Genomic DNA, 21444 nt, shown 5'->3' with positions numbered 1-21444 from the left:
TCCGCACAACAATCTGCCTCTTGAGAATTCGGCAATTTCAGAAAAGATGTTTCACCCACAAGGATATCGCAAGGAGGTGATGCGCGTGCGGGATACCGCTAGATCAGGGTCGGGCGGGACGGAAAGCGGACGCTACCGCCTGGTCGCGCTCGCCATCGGCTGTCTGCTGGTCCTGCTCGGCCTGACCGCTCTGAGCGGGTGGTTGCTGGAGATCGAGATCATCATCTCGGTCGTACCGGGCTTTCCGTCCATGGCCTTCAATACCGCCCTCTGTTTCGTGCTGTCGGGTATCGGGCTTGCCACGTCGATGGAGACAGGCACGCGCTACCGCATCGTGTCGGTCGCTACCTGCAGCCTCGCCGTCGTTCTTTCCGCAGTGCGCCTGGTGGAGATCATCACACTCGGCCGGACGATTCACAACGTCGATGTGCTCCTGACGCAGTTTTTGATCTCTCCGGCCTTTGTCGAACAGATCGGCGGCGGCATGGGGCCGAACACGGCGCTGATCTTCCTCATATCGAATCTTTCCATTCTTTTTGCTCTCCAAGGGAGACGACCGAGCGGTCAGCTCGTGCAGGAACTCACCAGCTATATCGTAATCACGCTCGGCATGATCGCGCTTGCCGGATATATCACGGATGCCGAAAAGGGCTATCGCTGGGGGCCCTATGCCGCGATGGCCCTGCATACGGCTATCGGAATGGTGGCTTTCGGCTGTGGGCTTCTCGCCAGATCCTGGTGGATGTTGCCGACCAACAGGGCGCAGATCCCCCTGTGGATACCGGCAACGATCTGTTTTACCGGCCTCATCGTCGATCTCTATACGCCGCTCGGCGTGGCAAACGGTATTCTCTATGTTCCGCTGGTGCTGACGGCGCTCTGGTTCGGAAATCGCAACGCCCCGATCTTTTTCGCCTTCGTCTGTACAGTCCTGATCCTGCTCGGCTTCTTTGCCGTCAATCATCCACCGGACGAATACTGGCGTGAGGCCGCCAACCGCTCGATCACCTCGGCAACGCTCTGGCTGGTTGCCATCTTCGTTTTCTATTTTATGCGCAACACCCAGCATCTGGAGACTGAGCGCATCCGCTTCAGCGCGTTGGTACGCAATACGCCTGATGCGGTTATCGCCATCGACGAGGCGGGTCGTATCATGAGCTTCAATCCCGCCGCCGAGACCATGTTCGGCTACACGCCTCAGGAGGCGATCGGCAACAACATCAAGATGCTGATGCCGGAACCCTATCATTCCGAACACGATACCTATCTCGGCAATTACCGTCGCACCGGCGAGGAGCGCATCATCGGCACGACGCGCATGGTTTCCGGCCGGCGCAAGAACGGCGTGGTGTTCCCGATCGACTTGTCTGTCAGCGCTGTCGCCAGCGGCTCTAGCAAAACCTTCGTCGGCATCGTACGCGATATCAGTGAGCGCGTGCGGCAAGACGATCGGATAAGAACTACGCTTGCCCAGCTCGAGGAATACACGGCCGATCTCGAACGCTCCAATCACGATCTCGACGAGTTTGCTTATATAGCCTCGCACGACCTCAAGGAGCCGCTGCGCGGTCTTCACAATCACTCCCGTTTCCTGCTCGAAGACTATGAGGACAAACTCGATGAAGACGGCGTGCGCCGTCTCCACCGACTGGTCCGCCTCAGCCAGCGCATGGAAAAGCTCGTCAACGACCTCCTCTATTTTTCGCGCATCGGTCGTCAGCAGCTCGCCGTCAAGCGAACCGATATTGGTTCCATTGTCCGCGACGTCGTGTCAACTATGGAGCTTCTTCTGGAGGAGCAGCATGCGAAGGTCGTCATTGAAGGCGTCCTGCCGGAGGTCGTCTGCGATGCACCACGCCTGACCGAGGTGTTTCGCAACCTCATCACAAATGCCGTCAAATATAATGACAAGCCACTGCCAATTGTCAGCATCGGCTATCTGGAACATTATGCCGGCAAGGATGGAATGACGGCACGCAACGTCTTCTATGTGAAAGACAATGGCAAAGGCATACCCCAACAGTTCTACGATGATATTTTCCGCATTTTCAAACGGCTTGAAAAATCGCAGGATTCCGACGACGGCACCGGTGCCGGCCTCACTTTCGTACGCAAGATCATTGGGCGTCACAATGGCGAGATATGGCTAGAATCCGAAGTGGGCGCCGGCACGACATTCTATTTCACTCTGGGAAGGAAGCGCGAGGGTCAGAATGCAGCAGCGTGACACGCAACCGATCCTCGTCGTCGAGGACAGCGAGGACGATTTCGAAGCGACGATGCGCGCCTTCAAGCGCACCAATCTGCGCAACCCCATCCGCAGGGCCGCTTCCGGCCAGGAGGCGCTCGACCTGCTCGCGTTCATGGCTCCGAAGCCCGGCCTCATCCTGCTCGACCTTAACATGCCCGGTCTCGACGGACGCAAGACACTAGAGGCGATCAAATCCAACGCGCACTGGCGCAAGATCCCTGTCGTGATTCTAACGACATCGGACGACGAGCGCGACATCGAGGGCTGCTATGCGCTCGGCGCCAATACCTACGTACAGAAGCCGGTCGATCTCGATGGGCTGTTCGCCGCCATCCAGCGGCTCAAGGAATATTGGTTCGAAATCGCGATCCTGCCTTTAGAGGACTGACGTTTGGCGGAAGACTGCTGCGTTCTCATCATCGATGACAACATAGACGACCGGGAAGTCTATCGGCGCATGCTCGCGCGCGTCTCCGGCATGAACTATATCGTCATCGAAGCCGAGGGCGGTGACGAGGGCCTCACCCTCAACAGACAGAGGCACCCTCACTGTATCTTGCTCGACTATTCGCTTCCCGGCCGCGATGGCCTCGGCGTACTCTCGGACATCCTCGAGCAAGATCCTGCGGCCAATGTGGTAATGCTGACCGGTCAGGGCAACGAGACCGTGGCCGTTGAAGTGATGAAGAGCGGCGCGCGCGACTATCTGACCAAGGATGCGCTTTCCCCGGAGACACTGCACCGCTGCATTCAGAATGCCGTGATGCATGGCGCCCTGGAAGCAAGGATCGAGCGGAAGCGGCAGTCGCTCGAAATCTTCACCCGCGCCATGGCCCATGATCTCAAGGAGCCGCTGCGGACGATCAAATCTTTCAGCCGCATCCTGCACAGTTCCACCGAATTGCCGGCCGAAGATCGCGAGCTTCTCGATTATATCCTAAGCGCCGCCGACCATATGGAAGACCTGATCGTTAAAGTGTCGGGTTTCACGCGGCTGGAGGCTTCGAGCGACCTCGAGCTTAAACCGGTTTCGCTGTCGGCCGTGCTCGATCAAGTAGAGCACAATCTGCATCAACAGATCGAAAGCCGGCAGGCGATCATCATCCGTGGCCGATTGCCGGAGGTTATGGGCGATGCGACGCTACTGATCCAGCTTGTGCAGAACCTCGTCTCCAATGCGATCCGCTATTGTGAGGATAGCATTCCGGAAGTGCGGATTTCAGCCATAGCAGACAAAGGGGTATGCCGTCTGATCGTCAGCGACAACGGGCCGGGCATCGATCCTGATCATCGTGAGCTGATCTTTCAGCCCTTCAAGCGCCTCGTGGGCCGCGGCATCGAGGGCACAGGGCTCGGGCTAGCAATATGCCGTCGTATCGCGCAGCTGCACGGCGGCTCCATCTGGTGCGAAGCGAAGAGCGGCAGGGGTGCGACATTCCTGCTCGAAATACCGCTCGCGGAAATATCAGCCAAACAGCCGGCCGCCCGCCAACAGCCGCATCCGGCAAAAGCATCCGACCATACGAACCAGAGTCGCGGCAGGCTTGCCGAAGTGCTGCTCGTGGAGGACAGCCCCGCCGATATCCAGCTTCTGAAGATCAAGTTGATGCGGCGCGAGAAGGTGAATTTCAACCTGCATGTGGCTGCCAACGGCCGCGAAGCGATGCGGCTTCTGGAGCAGCGCGCCGGCATGACTGACGAGCCGCAGATCGACCTGATGCTGCTCGACATCAACATGCCGATCATGGATGGTTTCGAGGTGCTGAACGCGCTCTCAGCCGATCAGAGACTGAGCCGGATCCCGGTTTGCATCCTCAGCACGTCAAGCGACGAAGACGACAGGCAACGGGCAAAAGACCTCGGCGCACTCGCCTATATGGTCAAGCCGCCGACGCTGCAGCAACTCGAGGAAGCATTGGAGGAAGTCCATACGCTGGAGCTCCTGCCGCGTGGTGACTCACTTGTTCTTTTTGCGGAACAAAATTAGAGAAAGGGCCATTGGCAAGGGCATGACGCTAGCAACGACTCTCATACTCGCGCTCCTGGCTTCGCCTTTTCAATTCGGGCTTTCATCCATGGCTTCAGGCATACACCATATCACGCTGATCACCCGCAAGGTGCAGGCGAACGTGGATTTCTACGCCGGGTTCCTCGGCATGCGGCTCGTCAAACAGACAGCCGGTTTCGAAGACGCCACGCAGCTTCATCTCTTCTATGGCGACGCCGAGGGCACTCCAGGCTCACTCGTTACGTTCCTCGTATGGGAAGATGGAGCGCCCGGCCGTGCCGGCTACGGCCAGATCAGCGAAATGTCGTTGGCAATCGATCCGGCCAGTATCGGTTACTGGCTGACGCGTGCCATGCGCTTCGGCTTCCGCTCGGAAGGCCCGGCGGATGAGTTCGGTGAGCCGGTACTGCGATTGAAGGACCCGGACAATGTTATCGTCAAGCTTGCCGGTGCCAAGGATTTGAAATCGCAGGCAGTCTGGGATGGCGGCGATGTGCCTATAGAGCATGCCGTGCAGCGCGTGCGCGGCGCGACCATGCTGACCGAAAAGCCGGCCGAGAGCCGCCATTTCATCGAAAGCCATTTCGGCTACAGGTTACAGGCAAATCGCGGCACGATCGACCGACTCGTATCTCAGTCGGGGGATATCATCGACGTGCGCGATGCACGTGGCTTCTGGTCCGGCGCGCCGGGTACCGGCACGGTCGACCATGTGGCCTTCCGCGCAGATGACGACGAAGCTGTGCTTGCCGTTCACAGGGCGCTCAAAAAGGAAAATGCCTCGGCCACCAATCTGCATGATCGCAAGTACTTCCGCTCGCTCTATGCCCGTGAGCCCGGCGGCACGCTTATGGAGCTTGCCACCAACCAGCCGGGCATGATGGTGGATGAGCCGAAGGCCACACTTGGCAGCAAGCTTTTCATCCCGCCGAAGGATGCGATCACCAATCTCAGCGACCTGAAGGTCGTGCTGCCGCAGTTTTCCATGCCGGGCCAGGCGCGCATCAATTATCGCGACCTGCCTTTCGTCCATCGCTTCTATACGCCGCCGGAACCGGACGGCAGCGTTTTCGTGCTGTTGCACGGCTCCGGCGGCAACGAGACGACGCTGATGCCGCTGCTGAACAAGGTCGCTCCACGCGCCACCCTTCTCGGTGTGCGCGGCCGTGCGACCGAGGAAGGTTTCCCGCGCTGGTACAAGCGCATCACGCCTTTCTCCTTCGACCAGGACGACATCAAGAATGAGGCCGAGGCCTTCGCCGCTTTTATCGAAGGCGCGGTCAAATCCTATGGCCTCGATCCAAAGAAGATCGTCTATGTCGGCTATTCCAACGGCGCGAATCTTCTGAATTCGCTGCTCTACCTACACCCGAACCTGGTGCATAAGGCCGTGCTTCTGCGCTCCATGCCGGTGCTCACCACCTATCCGCACGCCGACTTGACGGGCACTGACCTGCTGGTCATCAGCGGCAAGATGGACGCCTATGGCAAATATGCGGGCGAGCTGGAAGAGCGGCTGAAGACGTCTGGGGCAACTGTCGATTCCGACGTCATCTCCGGCGGTCACGATCTCGGCGATGCCGACGTGCCGATCATTCAAAAGTGGCTGCTGCAGGAAAATAAGCTGCAGGAATCACAATAGCCCGGACGATATCCGAGAGCGAACTAACCGCGCCTTGCAATCATGATGCCGGCAAGAACAATTACGCCACCTGCAGCCTGCATCGCGGTAATTGGCTCGTTCAGCAACACCCAGGCGAGGATTGCCGCGACGACCGGCTGGAGAAGCAATGTCAGCGAGGAGAAGGCCGCTGGCAGATAGGCAAGCGCATAGGCGATCGCCACTTGCCCGCCCGCATGGCTGACGAACGCAAGACCTGATACCACCGACCAGCCGTACAGGCTTGCCGGCAGCATGTGACCTTCGAAGACGAACGCGAGTGGGAAGACACCGACTGCGGCAGAGGCCGTGCTCCACAGCATGATACGGATCGTATCGAAGCGACTGCGCAGACGGCCGATTGACAGAATATAACAGGCATAAAAGAAAGCGGCGATCATGGCGACGCCATCGCCGCGCAGATTGCCATTGCCGAACGCGGCAGGTCCACCCTTCAGCACGACTACGCCAGCCAATGCGAGGAGGAGGCCGAGCACGAAAAAGCGGGTAACCTTAGCCCCGAAGAACAGGAAGCCGATGGCGGTCACGAAAACCGGCGCAAGGTTTGCGAGCAGCGTCGCATTGGCAACCGAAGTCATGGTGATCGACAGATGCCAGGCAGAGAGATCCAACGCCAGTACGGCGCCAGGCAGGACCAGCATGCCATAATCGGCAAGGCTCTTTGGCTTGGGGCCTGTATCCTTGCGCAGAAGCGAGAAGATGAAGATCGGGATCAATGCCAGCGCCACGCGCCAGAAGGCCGTCGCCATCGGCCCCACTTCGGAAAGCCGCACGAAGATCGGCGATCCGCCAATCGCCGCACCGCCGAGAATGAGAGCGAAGAGCGGAAGGCGGCTGGAAGAGGGAGTTTCGGAAACGGCGGAAGCGGCCTGCGACATGAGATCTCGATGCTTTCTGCGCAGCTCATTTCGCTAGCCACGGTAATGCTGCCACTATCAGAAGTCGCAGACCAACGACAGTCAGAGAACGACAGATCGACCAGAAATAGGTCGCGAATTGTGCCGCTCAGCGTCTTTAAGCTTTTCGGTGATCTCGCGGGCGATGAAGACCGTATGTTCGGTGATCTGCGGCAATCCCATCAACTCGCCGAAAGTGCCGCGCGCAAGCGGACCGGAAATCAGCAGGGACGAGATCACTTGACCATCCGGCCCCAGCGCTTCGGAACGCTCGGAACAAGCAAGCCCGAGACCGGTCGGATCAAGGGCGAGATAACCTTCGCGCGCAAGTTCACCGAGCCAGGGCTGGGTCTCCAGAATCCCGCCATGCGCCGGCCCGGTCGTGACGATGACCGCATCGACGATCCGCTCCAATCTTCCGCGGGCATGCCGCGGCTGCAAGATGACTCGGATCGCTTCACCTTCGACCTTTGCATCCGCGACAGATGCCGCCAGAATTTCCAGCCGGCCGGCTTCGATTGCGGTGTCGAGCACGGCCTCCACCTGCGGAGCGATGCGGAAACGGTGAACGTCCCAATAGGGGCGCAAGTGCCGGACGATACGGCGCCTCTCAGCTATCGGCAGCGCCCGCCAGAGCTCATGGCCTTGTGAGCGGACCTGATCAATGACAGCATGCCAGCTCAAACCCTGTTCGGCAGCCTGGCGAATGGTCAGTCGGACTTTACGCAGCAGTTCCGTCGCCGAAGTGGCGGGCTCGGCGATGAAATCGCCGAATGCTTCCTGCGGAGCCGCGGCATGGCCACGCGAACGCAGGCCGCGGCGCGAAATGGCGACAACGGGGCCTTCGTGGCCGTTCCGGGCAAGCGAGGCGATCACGTCGGCCGCCGTCAGTCCATTCCCGATGACCAGGACCCTGTCCTGTGGACGCACGACTTCGAGGGCACCTGGTTTCGTAGTGTCGGCAATCAAACGCGGATGGCCGGCAAGAGAGGCTGCAAGCCTGCCTAGTGCGGCCGGTGGCGGATGGCTGGTGGCGATGGCGACAATATCAGCTTGCGTCAGTCCACCCTTATCATCGAGGATCACCCACCCATCGTGTACACGACGGACAGCGGTCACGGTTGCGCGGCGATGGGTAATAGCGCCCGATTTCAGGAAGGGCTGAAGGAGCGAGCCGACATAATCGCCGAAGACACGGCGTCGCGGGAAAAGCTGGCCATTCTCATGCGCAGCTTCGGGATCGTCGCGCACTGCATCATTCGCCTTGATCCAGCGCTGGAATTCCTCGACATCGTCCGGTTGCAGGCTCATCTTGGCGGCCGGCACATTGATACGGTGAGCGGAATCGGCGCTATCATAGGCAAGGCCGCGACCAAGCATCGGCCGCGGCTCAAAGACCACGATTTCAGGTGCGCCGCCGCCCGTCAGCTTCGACAGATGATAGGCGACGCCACCGCCGGAAACGCCGCCGCCGATGATGGCGACGACCGGCCGCTGGGATTTCTGTTCCGTTGAAGGCTTTATCTGGGACTGCATTTCGGCCGGCGTGATTTCACTGGATGCCAGAGCATAAAAGCAGCGTGGAAACCACGCAATGCTCCCAGCCTATAGTCTATAATTTTTATGCAGAAATTTGCGACTACCAAGATCAGCCTGAGATCGTGGTCGCGAATTCCGGGGTGCTTCTGATCGTGTTGCTGACCGTGCAGATCTCGTCTTCCGCCATGTGGGCGATCTTGCGACGCGTTTCCTCGTCGATATCTCCCTTGATGGAGAAGGATATGTTGAACTTGGCCACACGTGACAGGCCTTCCGCTGCCTTCTCACCGGTCACATCAGCAGTGATTTCGGTGATCTTGTCGAGAATGCCGAGCTGGCTTGCCGCCATTCGGGCGCTCAGAACGAGACACGCCGAAAGCGAGGAATAAAGCAGATCGAGTGGGTTGAAACCCGGCTGCGACGGGCTGGTGACGATATCGATCTCACCCCCGGTGACCGATCTGACGTGCGGGAAACCGGTGCGTCCGAGGACGGCATTTGCACCGGTGGGACGGGGACGAGCCTTGAGATCGGCCATTTTGAAACCCTCTATCGATATAGCTTTCAAATAGTGTTTTCCGCCGAGCGCCGCAATGCAGCGATTTGATTATCCTTGCGTTGCCAGGCGGAACCTTTCCATCGGTCATCGGTTTTTCCAACGAGGCAACCTCATGAAGAGGCAGAATTTTCCCATGCCCGACATTCGCAAAGTCGACCGTAAGCCGGGCCGCTTGGATGCGCGCGACCGGCTGATCGTTGCGCTCTACGCACAGCTCAAGGCCGAGCGGGAAACACGCGAGACGTTGGAATGGGCAATCCGCAACGATGCCATCTCCAAGGAGGTGCTGGAGGCGATCGCGGCCGATCCGGTCCCCGTGGTCACCAGCGAGGATATTGCGTCGCTTGAAAAGATCATCGCGCTCGACGAGCGGCGCAGCCGCTCACGCGGCAACGACTGACGAGAAGGAGCACACATGGCTTATATCACCTATCAGATCGTCCCGCATGACAATGGCTGGGCCTACAAACTCGGTGATACGTTGTCGGAACCCTATGCCACGCGCGAGCAGGCGATGGACCGCGCAAGAGACGTCGCCTCACGCCAGAAGATCGGCAACGGCGATGCCCTGCTTGCCTATCCGTCACCTGACGGCAACGGCTGGAAATTTCAGCCGCTTGAAACAGATAAGAGCAGTAGCAGGCTTTGAACGGAGACGAGCATGGCGGCACGCGCAAGCTGGAAGGGCCATTTGAAGGTCGGCAACCTTGCCTGTGCCGTCGGCCTTTATACGGCCGTCTCCTCATCGGACCGCCTCTCCTTCAACATCATCAACCGCAGGACGAGGCATCGCGTGGAGCGCCAGTTCGTCGATAGCGAGACCGGCAAACCGGTGGAACGTGACGACCAGGTCAAAGGCTACCGGATGGAGAGTGGCGACTACATCCTCATCGAAGGTGATGAGATCGCCGAGATCATGCCGGAAAGCGATAAGGTGATGGACGTTAAGGGGTTCATTCCATTCGACGGCATCGACAAGCTCTATTTCGACCGGCCTTATTACCTGGCGCCGGTCGACGAACATGATGCCGAAGCTCTCGCGTTGATCGCCCGCGGCATGCAGGACGGAAAGGTAGCGGCACTCGCCGAAGCAGTGCTTTTCCGCCGCAATCGCACGCTGCTTATTCGCGCGCACGACAATCATATCATCGCAACCATGCTGAACTTCGACTATGAGGTTCGCTCTGCGAGTTCCACGTTCAAGGACATTCCCGACATCAAATTCGACAAGGAGATGCTGGAACTCGCCGGGCATATTATCGGCACCAAAATGGGCAGCTTCGACCCCAGCGGATATCACGACCGATATGAGGCAGCCCTTGTCGAACTGGTGAAAGCCAAGATCGAAGGGCGTGCGACGCCGAAGCGAAAACCCGAGCCGGAGCGCAAGGTAGTGGATCTTATGGAAGCGCTACGCCAAAGCGCCAAAATGGGCGCCAAGACGGGCGGCAAAGCGCCGGCGAAAAAACCTGCTGCGCGCAAGACGCCGGATAGAACCAGCAGAAAGGCGAGCTGACCATGGCGCTCGAAACCTATCAGGCGAAACGCGATTTCAGGATCACGCCGGAACCGCGCGGCAAACAGGGAAGCGCGAAAGGCAACAGTTTCGTCATCCAGAAGCACGATGCCACGCGCCTGCATTACGATTTTCGGCTGGAGATGGACGGCGTGCTGAAAAGCTGGGCCGTCACCAAAGGACCTAGCCTCAATCCGGAAGACAAACGCCTCGCCGTCCATGTCGAGGACCACCCGCTCTCCTACGGCGACTTCGAAGGTATCATCCCCAAGGGCCAATATGGCGGCGGCACAGTCATCGTCTGGGATCGCGGCACCTGGACGCCGCTCGGCGACCCGCACAAAGCCTATCGCAAGGGGCACATGGAATTCGAGCTCGACGGCGAGAAATTGAAGGGACGCTGGCATCTCGTGCGCATGCATGGAAAACCTGGCGAGAAGCGCGAGAACTGGCTGCTGATTAAGGGCGACGATGAAGAAGCCCGTCACGAGAGCGAACCCGATATCCTTACAGAGCGTCCGGAATCGGCGAAGACCGGCCGCCAGCTGGAAGAGGTGGCGGCGAACCCGGAGGCAACGTGGCACTCCAAGCCTCAAGGCGGCAAGGCCGTTACCGTCAAGGCGAGAGCGCCGGTTCGGAAGGTAAAGCCCGCTGCTCCGCGGCGGCGGGATTGGCCGAAAGGGGCAAAAAAAGCAGCCATGCCCGAATTCACCGAGCCGGAACTTGCCAAACTCAAGCCCAAGGCGCCGTCCGGCGAACGCTGGATACACGAGATCAAGTTCGACGGCTACCGGCTGCAGGTAAAGATCGAGGACGGGCGCGTGACAATGCTGACACGCGGGGGGCTCGACTGGACAGAGAAATTCGGCAAGCACATTGTCGATGCCTTCGCCTCTCTGCCAGTCGGAACGGCTGTTGTCGACGGAGAGCTCGTTGTCGAGCGCAATACCGGCGCATCGGATTTCTCCGCGCTGCAGCAGGACCTGAGCGAAGGCCGCTACGATCGCTTCGTCTTCTACGCCTTCGATCTCCTCTATCTCGATGGTTACAGTCTCCTGGACGTAAGCCTTCTTGAACGCAAGAATTTGCTGGAAGAGCTGCTGTCCGACGACAATGGCAAGCTGCGCTACAGCCCGCATTTCAATGAGAATGGCGGTTTGGTGCTCGAACACGCCTGCAGGCTCAGCCTCGAAGGCGTCATCTCGAAACAGCGTGACAGCAAATATGTCTCCGGCCGCAACGGCGAATGGATCAAGTCGAAATGCTCGCAGCGCCAGGAATTCGTGATCGGCGGCTATGTGCCTTCGACTTCCACGAAAAATGCCATCGGCTCGCTCGCCATGGGCTATTACGAGAACGGTGCGCTGAAACATGTCGGTCGCGTCGGTACAGGCTATACGGTCGCAACCGCGCAGATGCTTTACGAGCGCCTCTCGGCGATGGAGATGAAACAGAATTCCTTCGACGACAAATTGACGGCAGAGGAGCGTCGCGGCCTGCATTACGTCAAGCCGCACCTCGTCGCCGAAGTGGAGTTTCGCGCGTGGTCGGCGGATGGTAACCTGCGCCACGCCGCCTTCCGTGGATTGCGGGAGGACAAGCCGGCAAAGGATGTTGTGCGCGAGATGGAAAACACGACCGCGAAGAACCTGCCGATATCGGCAGTGCAACTCACGCATCCCGACCGCATATACTGGCCGGATGAGGGCATCACCAAGGAAGGCCTCGCCAATTATTATGCGCAGGTCTGGCGTTTCATGGCGCCTTATGTCGTCAACCGGCCGCTGGCGCTCCTGCGTCTGCCCGACGGCATTTCCGGTCATCAGCGCTTTTTCCAGAAACATGCCTGGAAAGGCATGAATGACCACATTGAGGAGATTATCGATCCCAAGGATAAGGGCGGCGAGAAGCTGCTCCGCATTACCGATTTCGACGGTCTCGTGGCACTGGTGCAGTCGGCTGTGCTGGAAATCCACCCCTGGGGCGCGACAACGGACAATTGGGAGAAGCCCGACATGATCACTATGGACCTCGACCCCGGAGAGGACGTGCCATGGGAAAATGTGATAGCTGCGGCTTACGAACTGAAGGAGCGCATCGAAGCCGAAGGCCTTGCGGCTTTCGTCAAGACGTCTGGCGGCAAAGGGTTGCACGTGGTGACGCCACTGGAGCCGAAAGCCAGCTGGGCGGAGGTGAAGGCCTTTTCTAAATGGCTTGCCGACAGCATGTCCGCGGATGATCCCGATCACTATCTTGCAACCGCAACCAAGGCAAAACGCGGCGGCAAGATATTCATCGACTATCTTCGTAACGGTCGGGGCAACACCGCCGTTGCCGCCTACTCAACGCGTGCTCGTGCGGGTGCTGCCGTGTCCATGCCGCTGGAATGGCGCGAGCTAACCACTGAAATCGGCCCCGCCTATTTCACGGTCGACAACACCCCGGCACGGCTGAACTCTCTTTCCAAAGATCCTTGGGACGGCTTCTTCGCTGCGGCCAAGCCCTTGCGAAAGCGCAAATCGCAGTCGAGATGACCGGTGGACCGTCCGGATTAACGCGACTTGCCGCGCCCGCTTTCGGCCGCGAGGCTCTTCTTCAGCGCATCCCTGATGTCGATGACATTGCCTGTCGATTTGACAGGCGCCGGCTTGCGAGCCGGGCTGGCCTTCTTGAAGTTCTTCTCCTTGCCGCGGATCAATGCTTTCAAGCGCTTCTGAACCGGATCCTGAACCATGGAAGGACTCCAGTCCTTCGTTTCTTCCTTGACCAGCTTTTTCATCAAGCTCAGCAATTCGCTATCGACCTTCGCTTTCACGTCGAGATCGCCCGCCGGTTCGCGCAACTCGTCGCCATAGCGCAGCGTCCAGAGAATGATGCCCTTGTCCTGCGGCTCCAAGAGGACCGCGCGCTCACGGCGGTAGAGCACCAGCCTAGCAATACCGACAACGTTATTGGCACGCATCGCCTCGCGGATCACGCAAAAGGCTTCGGTTCCGACCTTGTCTTCCGGAGCCAGGAAATGCGGCTTGTCGTACCAGATCCAGTCGATCGATCCGCGTGGCACGAAGCTGTCGATGTCAATGGTGCGGGTGCTCTCCAGCCCCACCTCCTCGATCTCCTCGTCCTCCAGCAGAACATAGTCATCCTCGCCGCGCGGATAGCCCTTTACCTGATCTTTTTCGGCAACGGGTTTATGCGTGACGCTATCGACATAGCGGCTTTCGACACGGTTCTTCGTCGCGCGGTTCAGCACGTGAAACCGCACCTTGCTCGACTCCGTCGTCGCCGGCGTCAGTGATACGGACGCGGTGACAAGCGAGAGCTTCAGGTAGCCTTTCCAGAACGCTTGTCGGGCCATGCTCATAAACGAAAATAATCGCGCGAGGTTCCGTTCACCCATTTATCGAGCAAAATCCCGGGCCTCGGCGAAGTTGGTGCGGGCGACAGCTTAGAGCGGGTCCGGACGAGCTCATGCGAGGCGGGCTGGCTGCGCCCTCAATGCGCGGCTTTGAGCAGAATGAAGGGCTCCCACTCAATACTCGGCGAACCCTCCGCATCGGGTTCGGTCCTATTAATCCTACTACCGCCGCGTGACTACTTTCCTCGCGACATTACCGATTCGCAACTCATCCAAAAGGGTTAGATACAATGCGGCACGCGGATAGCGGATCGCGGTCATTGAAGAACAGTGATAACTGTAATGCCCGCTTCGTTTGCAGCCCGTATGATCGCTTTCCGCAGCTGGTCTGCATCCGCCTTGCCATTAATCACATCCAAGCAGGCTCTGACAGCCGACAGGAATTCCTCGCCGTCGTCGGATGGCCATTCCCTCATCAGAGCGTTGGCGGCTTCTCCGACGGTACGAATAGTTATGCGTTGGCGCCTGTCTTCGAAGACAAGGATAAGTGGAGCAAATTCGGCCGAGGTGTCCCAATCCATGGCACTTGGTTCCTAAGGAAAGAACATATTGGTAACCTTGCAAGAGGCGTGCCACCAATCCGTGTAGCAGGGGTGCCAGGACCTATCAAAGCGCGCTTGATGCCACGTCGCCAGCTTCGGGCACCAGCCATTAGATGCTCGAATTGAATGTTCAAATCGGTGGAGGAACAGGAGGCCAGCACAGGCTCACAAATCATGCAGGCCGAACTGCCTTTGGGTTTTCGCTCACAGATTTAACGCAGTAACCGATGTAGTGCCCGCTCTGTGGAGCGAAGCCTTTCGACGAGCGAAAACAGGCCAATTCATCGGAAGATCAAATGGTGCCCAGGACCGGAATCGAACCAGTGACACGCGGATTTTCAATCCGCTGCTCTACCAACTGAGCTACCTGGGCTAACCACGCTTCCTAAGAAACATTCCAGTTGGAACGTCAGGGCCTTGGTTCGCCCCGGAAGCGAGCGGGGTTATAGCATCTTGTTCGCCCATGGCAAGCATCAAATGATAGTTTTTTGACGGCTCTGCGGATTTTGGCGATTTGCGAGGAAAAATAAAGGCTTCGCGGTGGAGAACCTAGTTTTCCTCGTCGGGGTAATCCGCCTTTGTCTCATCGTCGGCCACGGGGATGGCGTATGAACCCGTCAGCCAGCGCGACAGGTCTACCTCGCGGCAACGGTTGGAACAGAAGGGATAGTGCTCGCGGTTCGACGGTTTGCCGCATTCCGGGCACGGACGCGTCTTGCGCAGCGGCTCTACATTGCCGCCAGTCTTCATTTCATCGGACATATTTTTCCTCCTACGGCACCGGCTCGAAAATCGTTCGATTTTGGGAAAGCCCGATGCGTCGATTCAAAACGGTAGAGCGCCCTTTGTGCGTCCGAAAAAACGCACGGCGCTCTAGCAGGAGATCAGCCCTCGGGCCAACGGCTGTGGACATCGAAGCCCTCGCCGGTCAGAAGCAGGATGGTTTCATAAAGCGGCAGTCCTACGACATTGGTGTAGGAACCCACCATTTTCTGCACGAACGTGCCTGCCAGGCCCTGGATGCCGTAAGCGCCGGCCTTGCCGCGCCACTGGCCGGAGGCAATGTAGTTTTCGATCTCGAAACTCGACAGGCGCTTGAAGCGCACCTTGGTCTCGACGATCTTCTGGCGCACCTTGCGATCGGGCGTGATCAGACAGATGCCCGTATAAACGACATGGTTGCGGCCTGAGAGCAGGTGCAGGGAATTCGATGCCTCATCGGCGAATTCCGCCTTGCCGAGAATGCGGCGACCAACGGCAACGACCGTATCGGCGGACAGTATATAGCTGCCCTTCCAGGTAATGTCGCCCTTGACGGCAGCGAGTGCCGCCTCCGCTTTTTCGCCCGAAAGGCGGCGGGCGAGCGAGCGCGGATGTTCCGACTTCTTCGGTGCCTCGTCGATATCCATCGGCATCAGGCGCGAAGGCTCGATGCCGGCCTGGTTAAGCAGATCGACGCGGCGGGGCGAGCCCGAAGCCAGAATGAGCTTGTATTTCAGCGCCATGGAACCTCGACCATCGGCAGGCGGGAGCGAAAGCTCATCGAGTTTCGCAGACCAAGCTTACTTGAAGCGGTAGGTGATGCGGCCCTTCGTCAGGTCATAGGGCGTCATTTCGACCAGAACCTTGTCGCCGGCGAGAACGCGGATGCGGTTCTTGCGCATGCGGCCGGCGGTGTGAGCAATGATCTCATGCTCGTTTTCGAGCTTCACGCGGAATGTCGCATTCGGCAGAAGTTCGGTTACGATACCCGGGAATTCGAGGACTTCTTCTTTCGGCATTTAAGGGTTTTCTTCCTGTATGTTGGATAAAGAGGCGCAAGGCGCCCAAAAATTTGCGCGGAAACTACACAATCAACGGGGATTTGTGAACCTCGTAGATCGGGCTTTCTGACTTTTGTTTCACGCCGATTGCGCGGCGATACCGTTTCTCTTGAGTAGCCGGCCTTCGATAAGGCTGGCCAGATGATCGCGAACCTCGCGATAGCTATCCAATATCTGCTCGCGCGTCCCGGTCGCCACCGTCGGATCCATGGACGGCCAGTAGACGACATCGACGGCGCTGGAGCGTGTCAGTTCGAGTGCGGCGTGATGGGCCTGCGGCGAAAGCGTGATGATGAGATCGAAATAATCGTCCTCAAGCTCCTCCAGAGTCTGCGGCTGGCGGCGGCCGAGCGAAAGGCCGATTTCCTCCAGTACGACATCGACGAAGGGATCACGCTCGCCGGCGCGAACGCCGGCAGACCTTATATAGGTATTGCCGGGGAGAATGCTACGGGCGATCACTTCCGCCATCGGCGAGCGGATGACATTCAGCCCGCACATGAAGAGGATGGCGCCTGGCCGCTTTCCGTCCTCGGTTTCGACGTGAGGCTCCATCACCGTCATCCGCGCCAATAGAGCACGCAGACCAGCGTGAAGAGCCGCCGGGCCGTGTCGAAGTCGACGTCGATCTTGCCGGAGAGCCGGTCCTTCAAGGTTTGGGAGCCTTCATTGTGGATACCGCGCCGGCCCATGTCAATCGCTTCGATGCGGCTCGGTGAGGCCGAACGGATCGCCTCATAATAGCTCTCGCAGATCATGAAATAGTCCTTCACGATCCGCCGGAAGGGCGTCAGAGACAGGATATGAGTGGCCACGTCCTCCCCTTTTTCCGTGGCGATGGCAAAGACCAGCTTGGAATCGACCAGCGAGATGTTCAGCCGGTATGGCCCTCCGGCATGGCCTATGGGTTTGAAGGAGTTTTCTTCGATCAGATCGAAGATCGCAACCGCCCGTTCGTGTTCGACGTCAGGCGTCGAACGGCCGATCGTATCGTCAAGGACAACGTCGCAGAGCCGGAAGTCGTCCCTTGCCATTCCCTCACCTTTCGAGGTTCAGGCGGATCGCAACGGACCGCGCATGGGCATCAAGGCCCTCCGAAACGGCAAGCGCAATTGCCGCCGGGCCAAGATCGCGAAGCTGCTGCGGACCGAGCCGCAGGATCGAGGTGCGCTTGACAAAATCGAGGACCGAAAGGCCGGAGGAGAAGCGGGCCGAGCGCGCCGTCGGCAGCACGTGATTGGAACCGCCGACGTAATCGCCGATCACTTCGGGCGTATGGGCGCCGATGAAGATCGCGCCGGCATTGCGGATTTTGTCGACGAACGCATCCGGATTGGAAAGCGCAAGTTCCAGATGTTCGGCGGCTATGCGGTTTGCGAGCGGAATGGCGTGCTTCAGGTCGGACACGAGGATGATCGCGCCGAAATCGCGCCAGCTGGCAGCTGCGGTTTCCGAACGGTTTAGCGTCTTCAGCTGCCGCTCGACGGCTGCTTCCACGGCCTTACCGAACTCCTCGTCGTCGGTGATCAGTATCGCCTGGGCGCTCTCGTCATGCTCGGCCTGGGCGAGCAGATCGGCGGCGATCCAGTCGGGATTGTTATCTTTGTCGGCAATGACGAGGACCTCGGAAGGGCCAGCGATCATATCGATGCCGACAGTGCCGAAGACCTGGCGCTTGGCGGCAGCGACATAGGCATTGCCCGGACCGGTGATCTTGGCGACGGGGGCGATCGTTTCGGTGCCATAGGCAAGGGCGGCAATTGCCTGCGCACCGCCGACGCGGTAGATCTCGTTAACGCCGGCAAGCTTTGCGGCCGCCAGCACCGCCGGATTGACCGAGCCACCGGTTGCGGGAACGGCGATGACGATACGATCGACGCCCGCGACCTTGGCCGGGACAGCGTTCATCAAAACCGAGCTTGGATAGCTCGCCGTGCCGCCCGGTACATAGAGGCCGACGGCTTCGATCGCGGTCCAGCGCGAGCCGAGGCCGACGCCCATTGCATCCTCATAGATGTCGTCCTTCGGCATCTGGCGGCTGTGATGGGCTTCGATGCGGACTGCTGCAACTTTCAGCGCGCCGAGCACTTCCGAGGGCACGACCTCGACGGCATTTTCGATCTCTTCTTCGCTCACGCGCATCGGCACGGTGGCGTAGTCGATGCTGTCGAACTTCTTCGAGTATTCGGCAAGAGCGACATCCCCCCGTGCGCGTACGTCATCGATGATCGTACGCACAACGGCGTTGACGTCTTCGGAAACCTCGCGCTTGGTGGTCAGAAAGGCCGCGAAACGCTGCTCGAAACCGTCGGATACCTGATTGAGCCAGATTGCCAAGGCGGTACTCCTTTTCTACTCGAAACCGTTCGTTCAGGTGCCGGGATGGCGCGGTTTGGAAGTCGTTTCCCAGGCGCCGCCGATATCGGCAAGCTGCACTTCGATGCATTCGACATCGAGGAGAATCGATGCCGTACCCGATAGCGAGAGTTCGAGCGTGCCTTCCGGCCCGTCGCCCTTCTGGTTAAATTGCAGGGCGAGCAGCGACAGGACATCGTCCCGTCGGGAACGGTCGATGCCGATCGAGCGGACGGAGAGCACGCGCTTGAATACAAGGGCGGCACGGCGGCGTTCAAAACCCTTGCGCTTGCGGACCGCCTCTTCCCAAACAAAACGGTTGGCGGCGATTGCGAACTGCTTGTCGCGCGGCGACCAGTCGATGTCCGCCACCTTGAAGACGCTATCCTGCATATGTGCGGAAATGACCGCAAGGTCCTCATTATCAAGCGCAAGGAGCTTCAGATCTGCCATCCGGCCTCTATCCCATGTCTTTCTGCCGCACCTGCGGCGATCTGTCAGACAACGGAAATAAGGCGCGGCGGCCAAATACGCAACCGGGATAAAGGGCGTAGAGGCGCCCTTTATTATTCGCTGACGCGTTCGACGATTGCACCGCAGCGCGTGAGCTTTTCTTCCAGTCGCTCGAAACCGCGATCGAGGTGATAAACGCGGGAAACCATTGTTTCGCCCTCGGCAGCAAGGCCGGCGATGACGAGGGAAACGGACGCGCGAAGATCGGTCGCCATGACCGGCGCGCCCTTCAGCCGCTGCACGCCCTCGATCTTGGCGGTCTGGCCCGACAGCGAGATCTTAGCACCTAGTCGGGCAAGCTCCTGGACATGCATGAAACGGTTCTCGAAGATGGTTTCGGTGACATGCGAGACACCGGAAGAGCGGGTCATCAGCGCCATGAACTGCGCCTGCAGGTCGGTCGGGAAGCCCGGGAACGGATCGGTGACGATATCGACGGGCTGGATGCCGGCGCCATTGCGCCTGATGCGCATGCCATTGTTGGTCGACGAGATCTCCGCGCCGGCGCGGCGCAGCGTTTCCAACGCCGTTTCCAAGAGGGCCACGTCGGTATTTTCGAGCACGACGTCGCCGCCGGCCATGGCGACGGCCATGGCATAGGTGCCGGTTTCGATACGATCCGGCAGGACGCGATGGCGCGCTCCGGACAGCGAAGTGACGCCCTCGATGGTGATGGTTGAGGTGCCGGCACCGGACACTTTGGCGCCCATGGCATTCAGGCAATTGGCGAGGTCGACAACCTCGGGCTCGCGTGCAGCATTACCAATCACGGTCGTGCCGCGGGCAAGCGTTGCTGCCATCATCAGCACGTGCGTCGCGCCGACGGACACTTTCGGGAACGTGTAGTGCGTGCCGATGAGACCGCCCCGCGGCGCCTTAGCGTTGATGTAACCGCCATCGATTTCCATCGTCGCGCCGAGCGCGGTGAGGCCTTCGATGAAGAGATCGACTGGGCGCGTGCCAATGGCGCAGCCGCCCGGCAACGAAACGCGGGCTTGGCCCTCGCGAGCCAGAAGCGGACCGATGACCCAGAAGGAGGCACGCATCTTCGCGACCAGTTCATAGGGAGCGGTCGTATCGACGATGGTCCGGCAAGTGAAATGAATCGTGCGGGCGTATGAATCTTCCTGGCGCTCCCGGCGGCCGTTGACGGCGACGTCGACGCCGTGATTACCCAGGATGCGCATCAACAATTCGACATCAGCCAGGTGTGGCACGTTTTCCAGCGTCAACGTATCGCTCGTCAAAAGCGAGGCGATCATCAGCGGCAGCGCGGCATTCTTGGCGCCGGAAATCGGAATGATGCCATTGAGCTCATTACCGCCGACAATTCTGATACGATCCATGTGCACTTACGGGCGAGGCCCGCCTTTCCTGAAAGTGTTGCCTGTGGGGGCAAGGCAAGAAGTGGGGGTGTTTAGAGCAAATCCCCCGACGCTTCAATTCGTCGCGGACCGAACATTACGATTCGTCCATTTTTGCGGCGGGCTTTTTTGCAGCAGGCAAACCCTGGGTCTCATCCGCCTGGCCCGAACGGCGGGCGCGCACCTGCTGTTTGCGCCTTGAAAGATTTTCTCTCAGCTTTTCGGCCGCCCGCTCGCGCCGCAATGCCGCCTGGGCTTCCATGGCCGCTTTCCGGCTCTGTCTGGCCTTTTCAGTCTCTTCGTTCATGCCTCAGAAGTAACCGAATTCGCGCCATTCCAAAAGTGCTCCGAACGTTATTCCCAGAGAAGTTGGAATTTGCGGCTTGCACTCCTGCCGAACCTGTGGCAATAGCCGCCCCGTTCACGCGAGTTGAGCGTTTCCGCTTCACGCGTCTGGTCCTGCTGCCGTAGCTCAGTGGTAGAGCACACCCTTGGTAAGGGTGAGGTCGGTGGTTCAATCCCACTCGGCAGCACCAGCTTCTCCTCCGGAGTCATTATCCACCGCGCCAATCGGCCACCATTGCTGCCGGCGAAAATTTCGTTAGAATATTAGCATCTTGAGGTCTCGGGACAGGAACCCGAAGGCTTCATTCAATGTTTCTATCGAGACATGCTGGAGGAGCATCGATGGCAACTGAACGATGGAATAGTCCGATCAAGGTAGGTTTCGAAGGGTCAGGAGCGCGCACGGTTAACGGACCGTTCGATGCCTTGGCATGCCTTGCCGAACATTGGCCTGCCGTGCGCGGATTGAAATATCTGAAGGCACGCAGCGCCTGCCGCGCCGCACTTGACGGTCGGAAAAGCGTCGAAGAGGCCCGCGCGGAGTTTATGGCGGCGGCCGAGGAGGCAAAGCTTAAAGTGCATTAAGCTTTCGGCGGCGATGCCGACATCAAAAATTCGATCCGCCGGAAACCGA

The 21444-nt window shown here is 59.2% G+C and carries 23 protein-coding genes and 2 tRNA genes; 10 read left to right on the top strand and 15 right to left on the bottom strand.

The annotated features are described in order from the left end of the window. Positions 1-79: 79 nt before the first annotated feature. The 4 genes from FHX15_RS07000 to FHX15_RS06985 are packed head-to-tail and all read left to right on the top strand — an operon-like array spanning position 80 to position 5901. Complete coding sequence (locus tag FHX15_RS07000; RefSeq protein WP_184394914.1) at positions 80-2227, top strand: PAS domain S-box protein; 2148 nt, start codon at positions 80-82, stop codon at positions 2225-2227. Continuing rightward, the gene (locus tag FHX15_RS06995) at positions 2214-2639 is read left to right on the top strand and encodes a response regulator (RefSeq protein WP_184394912.1); all 426 of its coding nucleotides are present in this window, start codon (positions 2214-2216) and stop codon (positions 2637-2639) included. Before FHX15_RS07000 ends, FHX15_RS06995 begins: the two co-directional genes overlap by 14 nt. 3 nt (positions 2640-2642) lie before the next feature. Then, positions 2643-4238: a response regulator gene (locus FHX15_RS06990; RefSeq protein ID WP_184394910.1), complete on the top strand. Its 1596-nt coding sequence runs from the start codon at positions 2643-2645 to the stop codon at positions 4236-4238. Between the two features lie 22 nt (positions 4239-4260). After that, positions 4261-5901: a VOC family protein gene (locus FHX15_RS06985; RefSeq protein ID WP_184394908.1), complete on the top strand. Its 1641-nt coding sequence runs from the start codon at positions 4261-4263 to the stop codon at positions 5899-5901. Positions 5902-5924: 23 nt separating this feature from the next. Here FHX15_RS06985 and FHX15_RS06980 read toward each other — a convergent pair whose 3' ends face one another. From FHX15_RS06980 to FHX15_RS06970, 3 genes are all read right to left on the bottom strand, one after another. Beyond that, on the bottom strand, positions 5925-6818 hold the full coding sequence (locus tag FHX15_RS06980) for a DMT family transporter (RefSeq protein WP_184394906.1): 894 nt from the start codon (positions 6816-6818) through the stop codon (positions 5925-5927). 81 nt (positions 6819-6899) lie between these two features. After that, on the bottom strand, positions 6900-8372 hold the full coding sequence (locus FHX15_RS06975) for an FAD/NAD(P)-binding protein (RefSeq protein ID WP_184394904.1): 1473 nt from the start codon (positions 8370-8372) through the stop codon (positions 6900-6902). A gap of 112 nt (positions 8373-8484) precedes the next feature. Beyond that, positions 8485-8913: an OsmC family protein gene (locus FHX15_RS06970; protein WP_184394903.1), complete on the bottom strand. Its 429-nt coding sequence runs from the start codon at positions 8911-8913 to the stop codon at positions 8485-8487. A gap of 154 nt (positions 8914-9067) precedes the next feature. Between FHX15_RS06970 and FHX15_RS06965 the strand changes: the two genes are divergently transcribed. Genes FHX15_RS06965 through ligD form a run of 4 tightly spaced genes read left to right on the top strand, consistent with a single transcriptional unit; the run spans position 9068 to position 12984 of the window. Continuing rightward, the gene (locus FHX15_RS06965) at positions 9068-9334 is read left to right on the top strand and encodes a hypothetical protein (protein ID WP_184395363.1); all 267 of its coding nucleotides are present in this window, start codon (positions 9068-9070) and stop codon (positions 9332-9334) included. Positions 9335-9349: 15 nt separating this feature from the next. Beyond that, a complete protein-coding gene (locus FHX15_RS06960; protein ID WP_184394902.1) occupies positions 9350-9583 on the top strand; it encodes a DUF2188 domain-containing protein in 234 nt (77 codons plus the stop codon). 12 nt (positions 9584-9595) lie between these two features. Continuing rightward, the gene (locus FHX15_RS06955) at positions 9596-10450 is read left to right on the top strand and encodes a Ku protein (RefSeq protein WP_184394901.1); all 855 of its coding nucleotides are present in this window, start codon (positions 9596-9598) and stop codon (positions 10448-10450) included. A gap of 2 nt (positions 10451-10452) precedes the next feature. Continuing rightward, a complete protein-coding gene (ligD, locus tag FHX15_RS06950; protein ID WP_184394900.1) occupies positions 10453-12984 on the top strand; it encodes a DNA ligase D in 2532 nt (843 codons plus the stop codon). Positions 12985-13001: 17 nt separating this feature from the next. Here ligD and FHX15_RS06945 read toward each other — a convergent pair whose 3' ends face one another. The 12 genes from FHX15_RS06945 to FHX15_RS06890 form a co-directional block, all read right to left on the bottom strand. Next, on the bottom strand, positions 13002-13808 hold the full coding sequence (locus FHX15_RS06945; RefSeq protein WP_184394899.1) for a Ku protein: 807 nt from the start codon (positions 13806-13808) through the stop codon (positions 13002-13004). 317 nt (positions 13809-14125) lie between these two features. Continuing rightward, positions 14126-14389: a DUF982 domain-containing protein gene (locus tag FHX15_RS06940; RefSeq protein ID WP_184394898.1), complete on the bottom strand. Its 264-nt coding sequence runs from the start codon at positions 14387-14389 to the stop codon at positions 14126-14128. A gap of 318 nt (positions 14390-14707) precedes the next feature. Further along, positions 14708-14783 (bottom strand) — tRNA-Phe (locus tag FHX15_RS06935). Between the two features lie 176 nt (positions 14784-14959). Further along, positions 14960-15172 (bottom strand): DNA gyrase inhibitor YacG, encoded by a 213-nt coding sequence (gene yacG / locus FHX15_RS06930; RefSeq protein WP_184394895.1) that lies wholly within the window; start codon positions 15170-15172, stop codon positions 14960-14962. Positions 15173-15294: 122 nt separating this feature from the next. Further along, positions 15295-15915: a Maf-like protein gene (locus tag FHX15_RS06925; RefSeq protein ID WP_184394893.1), complete on the bottom strand. Its 621-nt coding sequence runs from the start codon at positions 15913-15915 to the stop codon at positions 15295-15297. Positions 15916-15972: 57 nt separating this feature from the next. Beyond that, a complete protein-coding gene (infA, locus tag FHX15_RS06920) occupies positions 15973-16191 on the bottom strand; it encodes a translation initiation factor IF-1 (protein WP_003545338.1) in 219 nt (72 codons plus the stop codon). 120 nt (positions 16192-16311) lie between these two features. Beyond that, positions 16312-16788, bottom strand: a complete 477-nt coding sequence (locus tag FHX15_RS06915) for a low molecular weight phosphatase family protein (protein WP_409527000.1) — start codon at positions 16786-16788, stop codon at positions 16312-16314. 5 nt (positions 16789-16793) lie between these two features. Beyond that, complete coding sequence (locus tag FHX15_RS06910; RefSeq protein WP_184394888.1) at positions 16794-17267, bottom strand: UPF0262 family protein; 474 nt, start codon at positions 17265-17267, stop codon at positions 16794-16796. Between the two features lie 4 nt (positions 17268-17271). Beyond that, positions 17272-18570 (bottom strand): histidinol dehydrogenase, encoded by a 1299-nt coding sequence (gene hisD, locus FHX15_RS06905; RefSeq protein ID WP_184394886.1) that lies wholly within the window; start codon positions 18568-18570, stop codon positions 17272-17274. 33 nt (positions 18571-18603) lie between these two features. Next, positions 18604-19041 (bottom strand): DUF2948 family protein, encoded by a 438-nt coding sequence (locus tag FHX15_RS06900; RefSeq protein WP_184394884.1) that lies wholly within the window; start codon positions 19039-19041, stop codon positions 18604-18606. 113 nt (positions 19042-19154) lie between these two features. Next, complete coding sequence (gene murA, locus FHX15_RS06895; protein WP_184394882.1) at positions 19155-20447, bottom strand: UDP-N-acetylglucosamine 1-carboxyvinyltransferase; 1293 nt, start codon at positions 20445-20447, stop codon at positions 19155-19157. Between the two features lie 115 nt (positions 20448-20562). Next, a complete protein-coding gene (locus tag FHX15_RS06890; RefSeq protein ID WP_184394880.1) occupies positions 20563-20772 on the bottom strand; it encodes a hypothetical protein in 210 nt (69 codons plus the stop codon). A gap of 154 nt (positions 20773-20926) precedes the next feature. On the opposite strand from FHX15_RS06890, the gene FHX15_RS06885 reads away from it, so the two are divergent. Together FHX15_RS06885 and FHX15_RS06880 are read left to right on the top strand one after the other, a co-directional pair. Beyond that, positions 20927-21001 (top strand) — tRNA-Thr (locus tag FHX15_RS06885). A 151-nt stretch (positions 21002-21152) separates the two neighbouring features. Beyond that, the gene (locus FHX15_RS06880; protein WP_184394877.1) at positions 21153-21395 is read left to right on the top strand and encodes a DUF982 domain-containing protein; all 243 of its coding nucleotides are present in this window, start codon (positions 21153-21155) and stop codon (positions 21393-21395) included. Positions 21396-21444 lie beyond the last annotated feature (49 nt).

The sequence above is a fragment of the Rhizobium sp. BK650 genome (assembly GCF_014195325.1).
Lineage (GTDB): Bacteria > Pseudomonadota > Alphaproteobacteria > Rhizobiales > Rhizobiaceae > Rhizobium.
This window is presented reverse-complemented; position numbering and strand designations above follow the sequence as displayed.

What these genes read in the sequence shown, in the direction of transcription:
- FHX15_RS06890 (WP_184394880.1), bottom strand. Translation starts at nt 20,772, where the DNA reads ATGAACGAAGAGACTGAAAAGGCCAGACAGAGCCGGAAAGCGGCCATG.
- FHX15_RS06960 (WP_184394902.1), top strand. Translation starts at nt 9,350, where the DNA reads ATGGCTTATATCACCTATCAGATCGTCCCGCATGACAATGGCTGGGCC.
- murA (WP_184394882.1), bottom strand. Translation starts at nt 20,447, where the DNA reads ATGGATCGTATCAGAATTGTCGGCGGTAATGAGCTCAATGGCATCATT.
- FHX15_RS06925 (WP_184394893.1), bottom strand. Translation starts at nt 15,915, where the DNA reads ATGGCGCTGAAATACAAGCTCATTCTGGCTTCGGGCTCGCCCCGCCGC.
- FHX15_RS06980 (WP_184394906.1), bottom strand. Translation starts at nt 6,818, where the DNA reads ATGTCGCAGGCCGCTTCCGCCGTTTCCGAAACTCCCTCTTCCAGCCGC.
- FHX15_RS06910 (WP_184394888.1), bottom strand. Translation starts at nt 17,267, where the DNA reads ATGGCAAGGGACGACTTCCGGCTCTGCGACGTTGTCCTTGACGATACG.
- FHX15_RS06955 (WP_184394901.1), top strand. Translation starts at nt 9,596, where the DNA reads ATGGCGGCACGCGCAAGCTGGAAGGGCCATTTGAAGGTCGGCAACCTT.
- FHX15_RS06940 (WP_184394898.1), bottom strand. Translation starts at nt 14,389, where the DNA reads ATGGATTGGGACACCTCGGCCGAATTTGCTCCACTTATCCTTGTCTTC.
- FHX15_RS06915 (WP_409527000.1), bottom strand. Translation starts at nt 16,788, where the DNA reads ATGGAGCCTCACGTCGAAACCGAGGACGGAAAGCGGCCAGGCGCCATC.
- FHX15_RS06975 (WP_184394904.1), bottom strand. Translation starts at nt 8,372, where the DNA reads ATGCAGTCCCAGATAAAGCCTTCAACGGAACAGAAATCCCAGCGGCCG.
- FHX15_RS06900 (WP_184394884.1), bottom strand. Translation starts at nt 19,041, where the DNA reads ATGGCAGATCTGAAGCTCCTTGCGCTTGATAATGAGGACCTTGCGGTC.
- infA (WP_003545338.1), bottom strand. Translation starts at nt 16,191, where the DNA reads ATGCCGAAAGAAGAAGTCCTCGAATTCCCGGGTATCGTAACCGAACTT.
- FHX15_RS06945 (WP_184394899.1), bottom strand. Translation starts at nt 13,808, where the DNA reads ATGGCCCGACAAGCGTTCTGGAAAGGCTACCTGAAGCTCTCGCTTGTC.
- FHX15_RS07000 (WP_184394914.1), top strand. Translation starts at nt 80, where the DNA reads ATGCGCGTGCGGGATACCGCTAGATCAGGGTCGGGCGGGACGGAAAGC.
- FHX15_RS06965 (WP_184395363.1), top strand. Translation starts at nt 9,068, where the DNA reads ATGCCCGACATTCGCAAAGTCGACCGTAAGCCGGGCCGCTTGGATGCG.
- FHX15_RS06995 (WP_184394912.1), top strand. Translation starts at nt 2,214, where the DNA reads ATGCAGCAGCGTGACACGCAACCGATCCTCGTCGTCGAGGACAGCGAG.
- FHX15_RS06970 (WP_184394903.1), bottom strand. Translation starts at nt 8,913, where the DNA reads ATGGCCGATCTCAAGGCTCGTCCCCGTCCCACCGGTGCAAATGCCGTC.
- FHX15_RS06880 (WP_184394877.1), top strand. Translation starts at nt 21,153, where the DNA reads ATGGCAACTGAACGATGGAATAGTCCGATCAAGGTAGGTTTCGAAGGG.
- FHX15_RS06985 (WP_184394908.1), top strand. Translation starts at nt 4,261, where the DNA reads ATGACGCTAGCAACGACTCTCATACTCGCGCTCCTGGCTTCGCCTTTT.
- yacG (WP_184394895.1), bottom strand. Translation starts at nt 15,172, where the DNA reads ATGTCCGATGAAATGAAGACTGGCGGCAATGTAGAGCCGCTGCGCAAG.
- ligD (WP_184394900.1), top strand. Translation starts at nt 10,453, where the DNA reads ATGGCGCTCGAAACCTATCAGGCGAAACGCGATTTCAGGATCACGCCG.